The organism is Streptomyces sp. CB03238 (genome assembly GCF_002099185.1).
In the GTDB taxonomy this organism is placed as follows: Bacteria; Actinomycetota; Actinomycetes; order Streptomycetales; family Streptomycetaceae; genus Streptomyces.
Window position 1 is genome coordinate 76138 of sequence record NZ_NBCN01000010.1, and the last position, 16168, is coordinate 92305.

Annotated in this window: 12 protein-coding genes; 9 read left to right on the plus strand and 3 right to left on the minus strand. The window is 73.4% G+C overall.

Features of this window, described 5'->3' with window-relative positions; genetic code table 11:
• Window positions 1-25 precede the first annotated feature (25 nt).
• From BKD26_RS19245 to BKD26_RS19265, 5 genes are read left to right on the plus strand one after another with little or no spacing between them, the layout of a single operon-like run.
• Window positions 26-514 (plus strand): DUF5709 domain-containing protein, encoded by a 489-nt coding sequence (locus BKD26_RS19245; RefSeq protein ID WP_084899560.1) that lies wholly within the window; start codon window positions 26-28, stop codon window positions 512-514.
• Window positions 514-1161, plus strand: a complete 648-nt coding sequence (locus BKD26_RS19250) for a 2Fe-2S iron-sulfur cluster-binding protein (RefSeq protein ID WP_084899563.1) — start codon at window positions 514-516, stop codon at window positions 1159-1161. The genes BKD26_RS19245 and BKD26_RS19250 overlap by 1 nt, the downstream gene beginning before the upstream one ends.
• Window positions 1158-2147 carry a xanthine dehydrogenase family protein subunit M gene (locus tag BKD26_RS19255; protein WP_084899565.1) on the plus strand — a complete coding sequence of 330 codons (990 nt, stop codon included), beginning with the start codon at window positions 1158-1160 and terminating at the stop codon, window positions 2145-2147. Before BKD26_RS19250 ends, BKD26_RS19255 begins: the two co-directional genes overlap by 4 nt.
• A gap of 27 nt (window positions 2148-2174) precedes the next feature.
• Window positions 2175-4319, plus strand: coding sequence for a xanthine dehydrogenase family protein molybdopterin-binding subunit (locus BKD26_RS19260; RefSeq protein ID WP_084899567.1), 2145 nt, complete (start codon window positions 2175-2177; stop codon window positions 4317-4319).
• 17 nt (window positions 4320-4336) lie between these two features.
• Window positions 4337-5272 carry a glutaminase gene (locus BKD26_RS19265; protein WP_084899570.1) on the plus strand — a complete coding sequence of 312 codons (936 nt, stop codon included), beginning with the start codon at window positions 4337-4339 and terminating at the stop codon, window positions 5270-5272.
• Here the strand turns inward: BKD26_RS19265 and BKD26_RS19270 are convergent, their stop codons facing one another.
• Window positions 5273-6919, minus strand: a complete 1647-nt coding sequence (locus tag BKD26_RS19270; protein WP_084900416.1) for an IclR family transcriptional regulator C-terminal domain-containing protein — start codon at window positions 6917-6919, stop codon at window positions 5273-5275.
• A gap of 111 nt (window positions 6920-7030) precedes the next feature.
• Between BKD26_RS19270 and BKD26_RS19275 the strand changes: the two genes are divergently transcribed.
• A complete protein-coding gene (locus BKD26_RS19275) occupies window positions 7031-8212 on the plus strand; it encodes a 4-hydroxybenzoate 3-monooxygenase (RefSeq protein ID WP_084899572.1) in 1182 nt (393 codons plus the stop codon).
• Here BKD26_RS19275 and BKD26_RS19280 read toward each other — a convergent pair.
• Window positions 8188-9501 (minus strand): aromatic acid/H+ symport family MFS transporter, encoded by a 1314-nt coding sequence (locus tag BKD26_RS19280; protein WP_084899575.1) that lies wholly within the window; start codon window positions 9499-9501, stop codon window positions 8188-8190. The two genes, BKD26_RS19275 and BKD26_RS19280, sit on opposite strands and share 25 nt — an antisense overlap.
• 256 nt (window positions 9502-9757) lie before the next feature.
• On the opposite strand from BKD26_RS19280, the gene ctaD reads away from it, so the two are divergent.
• Window positions 9758-11500, plus strand: a complete 1743-nt coding sequence (gene ctaD, locus BKD26_RS19285; protein WP_084899577.1) for a cytochrome c oxidase subunit I — start codon at window positions 9758-9760, stop codon at window positions 11498-11500.
• 126 nt (window positions 11501-11626) lie between these two features.
• Here the strand turns inward: ctaD and BKD26_RS19290 are convergent, their stop codons facing one another.
• Window positions 11627-12277 (minus strand): phosphoribosyltransferase family protein, encoded by a 651-nt coding sequence (locus tag BKD26_RS19290; RefSeq protein WP_084899580.1) that lies wholly within the window; start codon window positions 12275-12277, stop codon window positions 11627-11629.
• A gap of 164 nt (window positions 12278-12441) precedes the next feature.
• Here BKD26_RS19290 and BKD26_RS19295 point away from each other — a divergent pair, with 164 nt between their 5' ends.
• Together BKD26_RS19295 and BKD26_RS19300 are read left to right on the plus strand one after the other, a co-directional pair.
• On the plus strand, window positions 12442-13743 hold the full coding sequence (locus tag BKD26_RS19295; RefSeq protein ID WP_084899582.1) for a zinc-dependent alcohol dehydrogenase: 1302 nt from the start codon (window positions 12442-12444) through the stop codon (window positions 13741-13743).
• Window positions 13744-13767: 24 nt separating this feature from the next.
• Window positions 13768-16128: a phosphoketolase family protein gene (locus BKD26_RS19300; protein WP_084899585.1), complete on the plus strand. Its 2361-nt coding sequence runs from the start codon at window positions 13768-13770 to the stop codon at window positions 16126-16128.
• Window positions 16129-16168: the final 40 nt, after the last annotated feature.

Here is a 16168-nt window from a genome sequence, read left to right on the forward strand (position 1 = left end):
AGGAGAGCACACGGGAGGCCACGCCATGGCGACCGAGAACGAGAGCTCGATGGGCGACGAGGTCTACCAGCCCGTTGCCGAGGACCGGGAGGACACGGGCATCCTCGATCCCGAGGACACCCTGTCGGACCGCGAGGCCGACCCCTACGACGAAGGCTGGTCGCCGCCCGAGCGGCCGCTGGCCGTCGACCACATCGGCACCACCGCCCGCGAGCAGCGCGAACGCGAGAGCCTGGACCAGCGGCTCAACGAGGAGTTGCCCGACACGACGCAGGCGGCGGAGACCGCCGACCTGTCCAACGGCATCGGCGACCTCCCCGGCGGCGACGGCGAACCCATCGACGACCAGGTGGGCCGCGACCGCTCCGGCCGCCTCGTCGCGCCCGACGAAGGTGTGCGCGCGGACGACGAGAAGGACGTGGTCGCCCGCGACGTCGGCATCGCCGGAGCCGCGGCGTCCGCCGAGGAGGCGGCCATGCACACCGTCCCCGACGAGGCCGACGAGACCTTCTGATGAGCACCGCGCACACGCCCCCGATCCCGAACCCCATCCCGGACCCGACGCCGACACCCGACCCGGCCCCGGACCCGACGCCGGACCCGGGCCCCCTCCCGGACCCGCCCCAGGCACCGGACCCGGAAGCCACCCGGTCCCGCATCACCCTCCAGGTGAACGGCTCGGCCCGCGCGCTCACCGTCGACCACCGCGCCACGCTCCTCGACGTCCTCCGCGAGGACCTCGGGCTGACCGGGGCCAAGAAGGGGTGCGACCACGGCCAGTGCGGGGCGTGCACCGTCCTCGTGGACGGGCGGCGCGCCAACAGCTGCCTGCTCCTCGCGGTCGCCCAGGACGGGGCCGAGGTCATCACCGTGGAGGGCCTCGCGGCCGGGGGAGAACTGCACCCGGTCCAGCAGGCGTTCCTCGACCGGGACGCCTTCCAGTGCGGTTACTGCACCCCCGGCCAGCTCTGCTCGGCCGTCGGCGTGTTCGCCGAGGCCGCCGCCGGCCACCCCTCGCACGTCACCGACCCGGGCCGGCCCTCCGGCCAGGGCCCCGTGGAGCTGACGCCCGCCGAGATCCGCGAGCGCCTGAGCGGCAACCTGTGCCGGTGCGGTGCCTACCCCAACATCGTCGCCGCCGTCGAGGACGTGACCCGGTGAAGCCCTACGCCTACGTACGCGCCAGAAGCGTCGAAGAGGCCGCCGCGCACGCGGCCCGCCCCGGCGCCCGTTACCTCGCCGGCGGCACCAACCTCGTCGACCTGATGAAGCACGGGGTCGAGGCCCCCGACACCCTCGTCGACGTCAGCCGCCTGCCGCTCGACACCGTCGAGGAGCTGCCCGACGGGTCCGTGCGCATCGGCGCGACCGTACGCAACAGCGACCTCGCCGCCCACCCCCTGGTACGCGACCGGCACCCCGCCCTGTCGCAGGCGCTGCTCGCCGGGGCGTCCGGCCAGCTGCGCAACATCGCCACCACCGGTGGCAACCTGCTCCAGCGCACCCGCTGCCCCTACTTCCAGGACACCTCCAAGCCCTGCAACAAGCGCGAATTGGGCACCGGTTGCGGCGCCCGTGACGGCATCCACCGCGACCACGCCGTCCTCGGCCACTCCCCGCACTGCATCGCGACCAACCCCTCCGACATGGCCGTCGCCCTCGCCGCCCTCGACGCCACCGTCCACCTGCACGGCCCCGACGGCGGACGGACCGTGCCGGTCACCGAGTTCCACCGGCTGCCCGGCGACCACCCCGAGCGGGACACCGTCATCCGGCCCGGCGAGCTGATCACCGCGGTCGTGGTCCCGCCCACCACGGCGGGGCTGCCGTCCGCGTACCGCAAGGCCCGCGACCGCGCCTCGTACGCCTTCGCGCTCGCCTCCGTCGCGGCCGTCCTCGACGTGGCCGAGGACGGGACCGTACGCCATGTCGGGCTGGCGTTCGGCGGCCTCGCCCACCGCCCGTGGCGGGCCCGCCTCACCGAGACCGCGCTGCTGGGCGCCGCGCCCACCGAGCACGCCATCGCCCACGCGGTGGACGCCGAACTGGGGCTGGCGCAGCCGCTGCGGGACAACGCCTTCAAGGTGCCGCTCGCCCACAACCTGGCCTGCCGCGTCCTCGCCGAACTGGCCGCCGCCCGCCCCTGAACCGGCCTCCGAACGGAAAGACCAGCGATGCACTCCACCCGGACCCGAACCCGCGTCCCGCCCGCGCCCGCCCCCGCCCTCGGCACCGCCACCGAGCGCCTCGAAGGCCGGGAGAAGGTCACCGGCACCGCCCGCTACGCCACCGAACTCGCCCACACCCCGCCCGACTGCGCCTACGCCTGGCCCGTGCCCGCCACCGTCGCCCGCGGCCGGGTCATCGCCGTCGACACCGCCGCCGCCCTCGCCCTGCCCGGCACCCTCGCCGTCCTCACCCCCGACACGGCACCCCGCCTCGCCGAGCCCGACGACCCGACGCTCGCCGTCCTGCAGAACGCAGCCGTGCCGCACCGCGGCTGGTACGTCGCCCTCGCCGTGGCCGAGACCCTGGAGGACGCCCGCGCCGCCGCGGACGCCGTCCACGTCACGTACGCCACCGAACCCCATGACGTCACCCTCACCGAGGACCACCCGGACGCCTACCGCCCCGACGAGGCCAACGGCGGCGTCCCCGCGCGCCGCGAGCGCGGCGACGCCGAGGAGGCCTTCGCGGCCGCGCCCGTACGCGTGGACGTCACCTACCGCGTCCCGCCGCTGCACAACCACCCGATGGAGCCGCACGCCGCCTACGCCCGCTGGGACGGCGAGGGCGCCGGGGCCCACCTGACGGTGTACGACTCCAGCCAGGGCGCGAACCCCGTGCGCGCCGTCCTCGCCGGGCTCTTCCGCCTCCCCGAGGACCGGGTCACCGTCGTCTCCGAGCACGTGGGCGGCGGATTCGGCTCCAAAGGCACGCCCCGCCCGCACGTCGTGCTCGCCGCGATGGCCGCCCGCCACACCGGCCGGCCCGTCAAGATCGCCCTGCCACGGAAGCACCTCGCGGCCGTCGTCGGGCACCGCGCCCCGACCATCCAGCGCGTAAGGCTCGGCGCCGAACGCGACGGCACCCTCATCAGCCTCAGCCACCACGTCACCACCCACACCTCCCGCATCAAGGAGTTCGTCGAGCAGGGCGCCGTCCCCGCCCGGGTCATGTACGCCTCGCCCCACAGCCTCACCGACCACCACGTCGTCCCCCTCGACGTCCCGAGCCCCTCCTGGATGCGCGCGCCCGGCGAGGCACCCGGCATGTACGCGCTGGAGTCGGCCGTGGACGAACTCGCCGGCGCCCTCGGCCTCGACCCCGTCGAGCTGCGCGTCCGCAACGAGCCCGCCACCGAGCCGGACACCGGCCTGCCCTTCAGCAGCCGCAACCTCGTCGCCTGCCTCCGCGAAGGCGCCCGCCGCTTCGGCTGGTCCGACCGCGACCCGCGCCCCGGCGTCCGCCGCGAGGGCCACCTCCTCACCGGCACCGGAGTGGCCGCCGGCACCTACCCCGTGCTCGTCTCACCGTCCACCGCCACCGTCACCGCGCTCCACGACGGCGGCTACGATGTACGGGTCAACGCCACCGACATCGGCACCGGCGCCCGGACCGTCCTCGCCCAGATCGCCGCCGACGCGCTCGGCGCCGCCCTCCACTCCGTACACATCGGCATCGGCAGCACCCGCCTCCCGTACGCCCCGCTCGCCGGCGGCTCCTCCGGCACCGCCTCCTGGGGCTGGGCCGTGCACCAGGCCTGCACCCGCCTGGCCGAGCGGCTCGCCCACCACGTGGGCCCGCTGCCCGTCGAGGGCCTGACCGCCGTCGCCGACACCACCGAGGACGCCGAACGGACCCCGCCGTTCGCCCGGCACGCCTTCGGCGCCCACTTCGCCGAGGTCCAGGTCGACACCGGCACGGGCGAGGTGCGGGTGCGACGGCTCCTCGGCGTGTACGCCGCCGGGCGGATCCTCAACCCGTGCACGGCCCGCTCGCAGTTCATCGGCGGCATGACCATGGGGCTGGGCATGGCCCTGACCGAGCACAGCACCATGGACCCGGTCTTCGGCGACTTCGCCGAGCGGGACCTCGCGTCCTACCACGTACCGAGCCACGCCGACGTCCCGGACATCGACGCGCACTGGGTCGAGGAGAGGGACGCCCACCTCAACCCGATGGGCAGCAAGGGCATCGGCGAGATCGGCATCGTCGGCACCCCGGCCGCCATCGGCAACGCCCTGCACCACGCCACCGGCGTCCGCTTCCGCGAGCTGCCACTGACCCCCGACCGGGTGCTGCCGGCCTTGTCGTAGCCCGTACTGTGGGGGCCGTGTCACCCTCCGCCCGGCCCGTCACGGACTTCCGTCCCGTGCTCGACCGCATCGCCGCCGAGATCGCCGCCACCCCCGGCCGCGGCCGCCCCGCCGACTACATCCCCGCCCTCGCCGAGGCCGACCCGAACCGCTTCGGGATGGCGGTCGCCGAGCTGGACGGCGCGGTGTACGGGGTCGGGGACTGGCAGCAGCCGTTCTCGGCCCAGTCCATCACCAAGGTGTTCACCCTCGCCCTGGTGCTGTCGATGGACGGCGAGACGCTGTGGGAGGGCGTCGGGCGCGAGCCGTCCGGCAACCCGTTCAACTCGCTGGTGCAGCTGGAGCACGAGAACGGCATCCCGCGCAACCCGTTCATCAACGCGGGCGCCCTCGTCGTCACCGACCGGCTCCAGTCCCTGACCGCTGACGCCTCCGGCAGCCTGCGGGACTTCCTGCGCGCCGAGAGCGGCAACCCGGCCCTGGACTTCGACGAGAAGATCGCCGCGTCCGAGTCCGCGCACGGCAGCCGCAACGCGGCCCTCGCCCACTTCATGGCCTCGTACGGCAACATCGCCAACCCGGTGCCGGACCTGCTCGACCAGTACTTCCGCCAGTGCTCGGTGGAGGCGTCCTGCGCCGACCTGGCCCTGGCCGCCGGGTTCCTCGCCCGGCACGGCATACGGGCCGACGGCTCGACCCTGCTCACCCGCAGCCAGGCCAAGCAGATCAACGCGGTCATGCTGACGTGCGGCACCTACGACGCCGCCGGCGAGTTCGCCTACCGCGTCGGCCTGCCCGGCAAGAGCGGCGTCGGCGGCGGCATCATCGCCGTCGTGCCCGGCCACTGCACCCTGTGCGTGTGGAGCCCGGGCCTCGACCGGCGCGGCAACTCGGTGGCGGGCGTCGCGGCGCTGGACCGCTTCACCACGCTCACAGGCCTCTCCGTCTTCTGATCACCCCGTCGCGACGCGGGTGAAGCGGCCCGCGACCGCCAGGTCCGCCTCGATCCGGTCCGCCGCCGCCCGCAGCCGGGGCAGCAGGTCGCCGACGCACTCCTCCGCCGTGCGGCGGACGCTGTGCATGGCCACGTTGACCGCCGCGACGACCGTCCCGGCGCGGTCGCGCACCGGTACGGCGATGGACCGCAGGCCCTCCTCCAGCTCCTCGTCGACCAGCGCGTACCCCGAGCGGGCGACCGAGTCCAGCATCGCGGCCAGCTCGGCGGGGCCGGTGACGGTGTACGGAGTCAGGGCGCGCAGTTCGCTGCGGGCGAGCCGCTCGGCCCGCTCCCCGGGCTCCAGCCCCGCCAGCATCACGCGCCCCATCGACGTCGCGTACGCCGGGAAGCGCGTCCCGACGGTGATGTTGACGCTCATGATGCGGCTGGTGGCGACGCGCGCCGTGTACCGGATGTCGTCGCCGTCCAGTACGGCGAGCGACGCCGAGTCGTGGACCCGGGTGGCGAGCGCGGCCAGATGGGGTGCCGCGATCGCCGACAGGGTGGTGCGGGACAGCGGGGGATACCCGAGGTCCAGGACGCGCGGGGTCAGCCGGAACGTCCGCTCGTGGGCGGTGACGTACCCCAGGTGCTCCAGGGTGATCAGCGCGCGCCGGGCGGTGGCCCGGGCCAGGCCCGTCGCCTCGGCCACGGCGCTGAGGGTCAGGGCGTCGCGCCCTTCGCCGAACGCGGTGAGCACGGTCAGCCCCCGGGCGAGCGACTCGATGAAGTCCCGCCCCAGCTCCTGCTTGGACGCGCCGGTCCACGCGGCGAGCGCGGCCGACCGGGGCCCCGGCCGCGGCGGCGCCGCCTCGCGCAGCTCCCGCTCCATGGCCGCCACTGCCGCCCGCAGCCGGGGCAGCGCCGCCTCCCGCAGCGAGGAGGCGCTGTGCCGGCTGGTGTGGCTCACCACGCTCACCGCGCACACCAGCCGCCCGTCCGGCGCGCGGACCGGCGCGGTCACGGCCACCAGCCCCGGCTCGATCAGCTGGTCGTCCAGTGCCCAGCCCCGCTCGCGCGCCTCCTCGACCCGCGCCTCGAAGGGCACCTCGCGGGTGCGCGGCGGTACGGCGGGGAAGCCGCGGTCCTCCGGGTCGGCGGCGCGGCGCTCGTGCCAGCGCGCCCACTCCGTCTCCGTCCAGTCGGCGGCGAAGAGGGGGCCCGGGCCGGTGCGCTCGGCGGGCAGCAGGTCGCCGATGCGGAAGCTGAGGGACATGGCGCGGCGCCGGGTCGCCTGGTGGACGAAGCGGATGCCGTCCCGGTCGGCGACCGCCATGGACACCGACTCGTCCAGCTCGTCGGCGAGGGCGTCGGCGCGGGCGCCCAGCAGGCCAGGGAGGCGGATCGCGGCCAGGTAGGCGTTGCCGAGCTCCATCAGACGCGGGGCGAGGGCGGCGTCGCGGCCGTCGAGGCGGACGTACCCCATGCGCGCGAGGGTGGCGGTGACCCGGTCGACGGTGGCGCGGGCGAGGCCGGTGGCGCGTTCCAGTTCGCTCAGGCTCAGCGTCCCGGCGGCGTCGGTGAGCGCGCGGAGGACGGCGATGCCGCGCATCAGCGGGGCGACCGCCTCGGGCGGTGGGTCCGTGGGGCTGGTGGAAGGCATCGGCTCTCCGTCGCTCAGGTCGAGGCGGGCGTTGACAGCGTCGGGCACCGGGCGCACACTCACCCCACCCAATATCGTGAAGTTTACTTCACTGGACGAACAGGAGAGCGCATGCACACCACCGTCGGGATCATCGGCGGCGGCCCGGCCGGACTGCTGCTCGCCCGGCTGCTCCACCGCGCGGGGGTCGACAGCGTCGTCCTGGAGAGCCGTGACCGTTCCTATGTCGAACGGCGCCAGCGTGCGGGCATCCTGGAGCAGGCGACCGTCGACGTCCTGCGGGACGTCGGCGCCGGCGCCCGCCTCGACCGTGAAGGCCTGGTTCACGACGGCATCGAACTGCGCTTCGACGGGCGCGCGCACCGCGTGGACTTCCCGTCCCTCACCGGCGGGCGCAGAGTGACGGTGTACGCCCAGACCGAGGTCGTCAAGGACCTGATCGCCCTCCAGCTCGCCGACGGTGGGCCCCTGCTCTTCGGCGCCGAGGTCCACGCCATCGAGGGCGCCGACACCGACCGGCCCCGCGTCCGCTACACCCACGAGGGCCGGGAACAGACCCTGACCTGCGACTATGTCATCGGCTGCGACGGCTTCCACGGCATCGCGCGCAGCGCCGTACCGGAAGGGGTGCGGGCGACGTACGAGCGGACCTACCCGTACTCCTGGCTCGGCATCCTCGCTGAAGCGCCGCCCGTGTACGACGAGTTGATCTACGCCCACTCCGAGCGGGGCTTCGCCCTCGCCAGCATGCGCACGCCCACCGTCAGCCGCCTCTACCTCCAGGTGCCGAACGGCACGGACCCCGCCGACTGGCCCGACGAGCGTGTCTGGGACGAGCTGGACGCCCGCTTCGCGCTCGACGCCGAGCCCGACTGGCGGCTCAAGCGCGGCCCGGTCACCCAGAAGTCCGTGCTGCCGATGCGCAGTTGGGTCACCGAACCGATGCGCCACGGCCGGCTCTTCCTCGCCGGGGACGCCGCGCACATCGTGCCGCCCACCGGCGCCAAGGGCCTCAACCTCGCCGTCGCCGACGTGGTGGTGCTCGCCCGCGCCCTGGCGCACCGGCACACCACGGGCTCGGAGGAGCTGTTGGAGGCGTACTCCGACACCTGCCTGCGCCGGGTGTGGCGGGCCGAGCACTTCTCGTACTTCATGACGACCACCCTGCACACCGACCCGGACCAGTCGCCGTTCGACACCCGCCTCCAGCTCTCCCAGCTCGACCGGATCGCCACCTCGCCGCACGCCGCCGCCGAACTGGCGTCCAACTACACCGGCTTGCCGATGGGCTGAGCCGTCCCGCGCGACGCCCGCGCGGCGAGCGGTACGCACGCGATGGCGGCCGCGCCCAGCAGCCCGGCCAGCGCGAAGGCGGTGAACCCCCAGCTGTCGTGGCCGCTCGCCGCGAGCACCCCGCCCAGCCACGGGCCGAACACCGCGCCCGTCCGGCCCACCCCGGCGACCCAGCCGAGGCCGGCGGCGCGCTCGCTGTCGCGGTAGAGGGTGTTGGTGGCCGCGTACACCATGACCTGCGCGCTGAACAGCACCACACCGGTGCACGCCACCACCACGTACGTCCAGCCGAGCGGCAGCTGCGACCTCAGCAGCAGCGCCCCCGCCGCGGTGAGCACGAACCAGATGGCCGAGACGCGCACCGGGCCGAACCGGTCGGCGGTGCGCCCGGCGATGAGCAGGCCGACGATGCCGCCCGCGTTGATGACCAGCAGGAAGCTGACAGAGGAGCCGAGGTCGTAGCCGTTGGCGCGCATCATCTGCGGCAGCCAGGTGGACACCCCGTACACCAGCAGCAGTCCGGAGAAGGAGGCCAGCCACAGCAGCGGCGTCGCCCAGCGCGCACCGGGCGCGAACAGCCCGCGCACCGCGTCCAGCCTGCCCCTCGCCCCGGCGGCCGGGGCCTCGACGGGTGTGGGCCGCGGCAGCCCGTACCGGTCGGCGACCGCGTCCGCCCGCTCCGGCTCGCCGCGCGCGAGCAGCACGCCCGGCGACTCGGGCAGCAGCTTCAGCAGCAGCGGTACGGCGACGACGGCCGGCAGCGCCCCGGCCCAGAACACCCAGCGCCACCCGGCACTCGGCGCCACCGTCAGCCCGAGGCCCGTCGCGGCCATGCCGCCCGCGTGGTACGAGGTCATCAGCAGCCCTGTGGTCAGCGCGACCCGGCGCGGCGGGGCGAACTCCATCACCATGGCCAGGCACAGCGGCATCAGCCCGCCGAGCCCGAGGCCCGCGACGAACCGCCCGGCCCCGAAGAACGCCGGACTCCCGGCCATCGCGCACAGCGCCGAGCCGAACGAGAACAGGGTGACGCTGGCGACCAGCAGCGGCCGGCGGCCCAGCCAGTCCGTGACGTTCCCGGCGGCGAGTGCCCCGATGAGCATGCCGAACGTCGTCCAGCTGCCGATCGTGCCCGCGCTCGCGGGTGTCAGCCCGAGCCCCGGGTCGTCGAGCATGTGCGGCATGACGGCGCCGTAGATGTTGACGTCCATCCCGTCGAAGAAGACGGCCATCCAGCACAGCGCCAGGACCGGGAAGACCGTGCGGAAGGTGTGCGGCGATGACGTCATCAGCAGCCCCTGGGAAGCGGTGTGTTCGCGTAGTGAAACTCTGTTCACCTTCTGGGTCCGACGAGTGTCGGGGCGGGAGGGACGGCTGTCAACAAGGGGGAGTCCGGGCGGCAGTGGCCAATACGGGTGACGTAACCAGCGCCGTACGGGCGCAAAGCGCGCGGCGCCGACGCCACAACGCATAGCGTTTCGGAGGGCGGTAAGGGGGTACTTTGCCGCGCGTCCTGCCCGTGCGTGTGCGTTGACGAGGATTCGTATGGTGACAACGACGGAGCCGGTCACTCCGGTACCGGTGGCGGGACGCGGTCGCGGCCGTGTCGTGGTGGACTGGCTGACCACGACGGATCACAAGAAGATCGGCAACCTGTATCTGGTCACGTCGTTCGGTTTCTTCCTCTTCGCCGGCGCGCTCGCTCTGCTGATGCGCGCCGAACTCGCCCGTCCCGGCCTCCAGTTGATTTCCAACGAACAGTACAACCAGGCATTCACGCTGCACGGGATCGTGATGCTGCTGCTGTTCGCCACGCCCACCTTCGCCGGATTCGCCAATGCCGTCATGCCGTTGCAGATCGGCTCGCCGGACGTCGCGTTCCCGCGGCTCAACATGTTCTCGTACTGGCTGTTCCTCTTCGGCGGCCTCATGGTCGTCGGCAGCCTGCTGACGCCCAACGGAACCGCCGACTTCGGCTGGACGGCCTACGCGCCGCTCAACCGGCTGGAACGCACCCCGAGTATCGGCGCCGACCTCTGGATCATGGGGCTCGTCCTCTCCGGATTCGGCACGATCCTCGGCGCGGTCAACTTCATCACCACCATCATCGGCATGCGCGCACCCGGTATGACGATGTTCCGCATGCCCATCTTCACCTGGAACGTCCTGCTGACCTCGGTCCTCGTGCTGATGGCCTTCCCGGTGCTCGCCGCCGCGCTCCTGTGCCTGGAGTCCGACCGCCAGTTCGGCTCCCACGTCTTCGCCCCCCAGAACGGCGGAGCGCTGCTGTGGCAGCACCTGTTCTGGTTCTTCGGCCATCCCGAGGTGTACATCCTGGCGCTGCCGTTCTTCGGTGTGGTGACCGAAGTCCTCCCCGTCTTCTCCCGTAAACCGCTCTTCGGCTACATCGGGCTGATCGGCGCCACCATCGCCATCACCGGCCTGTCGGTGGTGGTGTGGGCGCACCACATGTTCGCCACCGGAGCGGTGCTCCTGCCGTTCTTCTCCTTCCTGAGCTTCCTCATCGCCGTGCCGACCGGCGTGAAGTTCTTCAACTGGATCGGTACGTTGTGGAAGGCGTCCATCACGTTCGAGACACCGATGCTGTGGGCCATCGGATTCCTCGTCACCTTCCTCTTCGGCGGCCTGACCGGCGTCATCCTCGCGTCGCCCCCGATGGACTTCCACGTCACCGACTCGTATTTCGTCATCGGCCACTTCCACTACGTGCTCTTCGGCACCATCGTCTTCGCGATGTTCGCCGGATTCCACTTCTGGTGGCCCAAGATGACCGGCAAAATGCTCGACGAACGCCTGGGGAGGATCCATTTCTGGACGCTGCTCGTCGGCTTCCACCTGACGTTCCTCGTCCACCACTGGCTGGGCGCCGAAGGCATGCCCCGCCGGTACGCCGACTACCTCGCCGCCGACGGCTTCACCGCGCTCAACACCCTGTCGTCGATGGGCTCCTTCCTGCTCGGACTGTCGACCCTGCCGTTCCTCTACAACGTCTGGAAGACCGCCAGGCACGGCAAGCGCGTCGAGGTCGACGACCCCTGGGGGTACGGCCGCTCCCTGGAGTGGGCGACCTCCTGCCCGCCGCCGCGCCACAACTTCACGACGCTGCCCCGCATCCGCTCGGAATCGCCCGCCTTCGACCTCCACCACCCGGAGATCGCCCAACTGGAGAAGGCCCAGACCGGGGGCCGCCGCGACGTCGTCGAACCCGGCCGGGGCGTGCCGTCCCCACCGGGCGAGCCGGATGAGCGGGGCGAGGGCCACGGCTGACGGGCGACGCCTGTCGGTCCCACGCCTGTCGGGCACACCCCTGACGGTGCCCGGCCGAGCCTGGTCCGCCCGCGCGTCGCCCGCCCGCGCCTGGCGGTGCCCGGCCGCGCGTTGCCCAGCCGCGCGTCAGCCGCCGTGCGCGGCGCTCAGGGTCCGGATCACCTCGTCGTCGGTGAGCTGCGCGAAGTCGTCGTACCACTGCCCGACCGCCTCGAAGTGCGGAGGCTGGTACACGTACACGATCTCGTCCGCCTCCCCGCGCAGCGCCTCCGTCGCCTGACGGGAACACACCGGCACGGCCAGCAGCAGGTGGGCGGGGCCGGCGGCGCGTACGGCGCGCAGCGCGGCACGCGCGGTGACACCGGTGGCCAGCCCGTCGTCGACGACCACGACGGTACGCCCGCGCAGCTCCGGCGCCGGCCGGCCGCCGCGGTACAGCTCCTCCCGGCGGCGCACCTCGGCCTGCTCGGCGTCGACCTGGACGCTCAGCCGCTCGGGCGTCAGGTCGAGCACCGTCAGCGCCCGCTCGTCGAAGATGGGCGGCTGGTCCCCGACGACGGCTCCGATGCCGACCTCCGGGTTGTACGGCGCGCCGATCTTGCGGACGACGAGAACGTCCAGGGGCGCGTGCAACGCCCCCGCGATCTCGTCGGCCACCGGCACGCCGCCACGCGGCAGCGCCAGCACGACGGGGTCGTCCAGCCGGCCCTGCCGCTGCCGCTCGACAAGCCGGGCGGCCAGTTCACGACCGGCCTCCCTGCGGTCCTGGAAACGCATCGTGCTGCCTCGCTTCCGTCGCGTGCACCCTGCCTGCTCGGCCTGCTCAGCCTGGCGAGTACCCCGCCCGCACGGGTTGTTTCGTGGGTCCCCGGGCCGGGCACTCGCGGCCTGTTCGGGCAGATCGGAAAGATCGGAACACCAGGGAGCACCGGGGAGCGCTTATGAAGGCCGTGGTGTGGCACGCCATCGGCGACGTACGACTGGACGACGTACCGGAGCCGAAGATCCAGGACCCGTACGACGCGATCGTACGGATCACCTCGTCCGCCATCTGCGGGACGGACCTGCACTTCATCCGCGGCACGATGCCCGGCATGCGCGAGGGCCGGGTGCTCGGCCACGAGGCGGTCGGCATCGTCGAGGAGACCGGCAGCGGCGTACGCGACTTCCGGGCCGGCGACCGGGTCGTCGTGCCCTCCACCGTGGCCTGCGGAACGTGCAGCTACTGCCGCGCCGGCTACTACGCGCAGTGCGACAACGCCAACCCGGGCGGGCCGCGCGCGGGTACCGTCTTCTTCGGCGGCCCCGAGGCGGCGGGCGGCCTGGACGGCCTCCAGGCCGAGTACGCACGCGTGCCCTACGCGCACGTCGGCCTGGTGCCGCTGCCGGACACCGTCGACGACGCCCAGGCGATCCTGCTGTCCGACATCTACCCCACCGCCTGGTTCGGTGCGGAGCTCGCCGAGGTCGGCCCCGGTGACACCGTCGCGGTCGTCGGGGCCGGGCCGGTGGGCCAGGCGGCCGTGGCCTGCGCGCGCCTCCAGGGCGCGGGACGGGTCATCGTCGTCGACGGTGTCGCCGACCGCCTGGAGCTGGCCCGGCGCCAGCACGCCGAGCCGGTCGACTTCAACGCCGAGGACCCGGTCGAGGCGGTACGGGACCTGACCGGCGGCATCGGCGTGGACCGGGTGATCGACGCGGTCGGCGTGGACGCGCAACGGCCCTCGCGCGGCCCGGCCGCCGAGGCGCTGCGCGAGCGGGCGGAGGAGTTCGACCACGAGCGCGACGAGGCGGCACCCGAGGCGCACCCGCGGGGCGACACCTGGGTGCCCGGCGACGCGCCCTCGCTGGCGGCGCGCTGGTCGGTGCGGATGGCCGCGAAGGCGGGCACCGTCGGAACGGTCGGCGTCTACCCGCCGCAGGTGCGGCACTATCCGTTCGGCGAGGCGTTCATGAAGAACCTGACGCTGAAGACGGGCAACTGCAACCACCGCCGCTACCTGCCCCACCTGGTGTCCCTGGTCGCCTCCGGGACCCTTGACCCCACCCCGCTGATCACCCGCTGGGCCGGCGTGGACGACGCCATCGAGGCGTACCGGTCCTTCGACCGCAGGGAGAGCGGCTGGACGAAGGTGGCCCTCGGCATGAGCGAGCGCGGTTCCGTCGCCCCGGGCCTCGGCGAGGCGGCCGGCACCGGAGCGGCCACCACGGCGGGCAGCACCGGCGACGAGGTCCAGGACTGACCGGCGTACCAGGGAAGGTGCTTCATGGAGCGGGAGACCCACACAGAGCAGGACACCCACGGAACCCAGGCGTACCGGCGCGCCGCCGACTACGTCGCCGCCACCCTGATCTTCCTCCGGGACAACGTCCTGCTCCGTGAGCCGCTGCGCCGCGAGCACCTCAAGCCGAGGCTGCTCGGCCACTGGGGCTCGTGCCCCGGCATCACCATGGTGTACGCGGCGCTCAACACCCTCATCAAGGAGCGCGGCACCGACGTGCTCCTGGTCACCGGCCCCGGCCACGGCGCCCCCGCCAACCACGCGAACCTGTGGCTGGAGGGCACCCACGAGCACCACGACCCCGCCCTGGCGCGCACCGAGAGCGGGCTGACCGAACTCGCCCGCCGCTACTGCGCGCCCGACGGCTTTCCCAGCCACCTCTCGCCGGCCGTCCCCGGCACCATCCACGAGGGCGGCGAACTCGGCTACGCGCTGGCGACCGCCTTCGGCGCCGCGTTCGACGCCCCCGACCGGCTGGTGGCCTGCATCGTCGGGGACGGCGAGGCCGAGACGGGCCCGACCGCCGGCGCATGGCACTCCACCAAGTTCCTCGACCCCGTCACCGGCGGCGCGGTGCTGCCGGTGCTCCACCTGAACGGCTACAAGATCTCCTCGCCGACGCTGTTCGCCACCATGACGGACGACGAGCTGACGGCGCTGTTCCGCGGCTACGGCTGGGACCCCAGGATCGTCGACGCGACCACCGACCCGGACAGGGTGGTGGACGCGGTGCGCGACGCCCACACGGCGATCACCGGCATCCAGCGCCGCGCCCGCGACGACGGCGCTCCGCCCGAGCGGCCGGCCTGGCCGATGCTGGTGCTGCGCAGCCTCAAGGGACAGGGCGCCCCGTACGAGGTGGGCGGCCGCCGCATCGAGGGCACCTTCCACGCCCACCAGGTCCCGCTGGCCGGGGTCCACGAGGACGACGAGCAGTTCAAGGCCCTGGAGGCGTGGCTGCGGTCCTACCGGCCGGACGAGCTGTTCGACGCGGACGGCCGCCCCCGCCCGCACGTCCTGGCCGCCTGCCCCGAGGGCCGGCGGCGCATCGGCATGAACGCCGCCGGTGACGGGGGCCGCCTGCGCCGCCCGCTGGACCTGCCGCCGCTCGAACCGTACGCCGTCGACGTCGGCGCGGGCCCCGGCACGGCGTCCGCGAGCCCGAACCGCGTACTGGCCGCCTGGCTGACGGAGATCATGCACCGGACGGAGGCCGGCCGGGACTTCCGGATCATGTCGCCGGACGAACTCGCCTCCAACAAGCTCGACAGCGTCCTCGGCGCCACCGGCCGCGCCTACGCCTGGCCGGTGGACGAGTACGCCGAGGACCTGGCCCGCGACGGGCGCGTCATGGAGGTGCTGTCCGAGCACAACTGCCAGGGCTGGCTCCAGGGGTACCTCCAGACCGGCCGCCACGGCCTGTTCCCGACGTACGAGGCGTTCGCTTCCGTCGTCGACAGCATGCTCAACCAGTACGCCAAGTGGCTGAAGATGTCCGACGAGGTGCCGTGGCGCACGCCCGTCAGCAGCCTGACGTACCTGCTGACCAGCGAAGGGTGGCGCCAGGAACACAACGGCTACAGCCACCAGGGCCCCGGCTTCATCAACAACCTGCTCACCAAGAAGAGCACCGTGACCGGCGTCCACCTGCCGCCCGACGCCAACACCCTCCTCGTCACCATGGAGCGGCTGCTCGCCGACACCGGCAGGATCAACCTGGTCGTCGCCGGCAAGCACACCGCCGCCCAGTGGCTCGGCCTGGAAGACGCCCGCCGGCACTGCGAGGCGGGCGCCTCCACCTGGCGCTGGGCGTCCACGAACGACGGCGAGGACCCGAAGCTGATCCTCGCCTGCGCGGGCGGCATCCCCACCGTCGAGACGCTCGCCGCCGCCGGCCTGCTGCGCCGCGACCTGCCCGGCGTACGCCTCCGGGTCGTCAACGTCGTGGACCTGTGCGTGCTCGCCCCGCCCGACCGGCACCCGCACGGCCTGGCGGACGCCGAGTTCCGGGACCTGTTCGGCACGGACACGGACGTGGTGTTCGACTTCCACGGCTACCCGGCGGCCGTGCACCAACTGCTGCACGGGCGGCCCCACCCGGACCGCTTCCACGTCCGCGGGTACGTCGAGGAGGGCACCACCACCACGCCGTACGACCTCCTCGCGAGCAACGGGGTCTCCCGGCACGACCTCGCCATCACCGCGCTCGGCCATCTGCGCGGCCGCCCGGCCGCCACCGGGGACCTGGCCGCCTCCTACGCCCGCCACCGCGACCGGCTGCGCGCGGAGCTGCGCCGCACCGGAGTCGACCCGGCCGAGATCACCGAGTGGAAGTGGCAGCCCTGACCTACAGCCAGGAGCCGGCAGAGCCCGCCGAACCGCATTC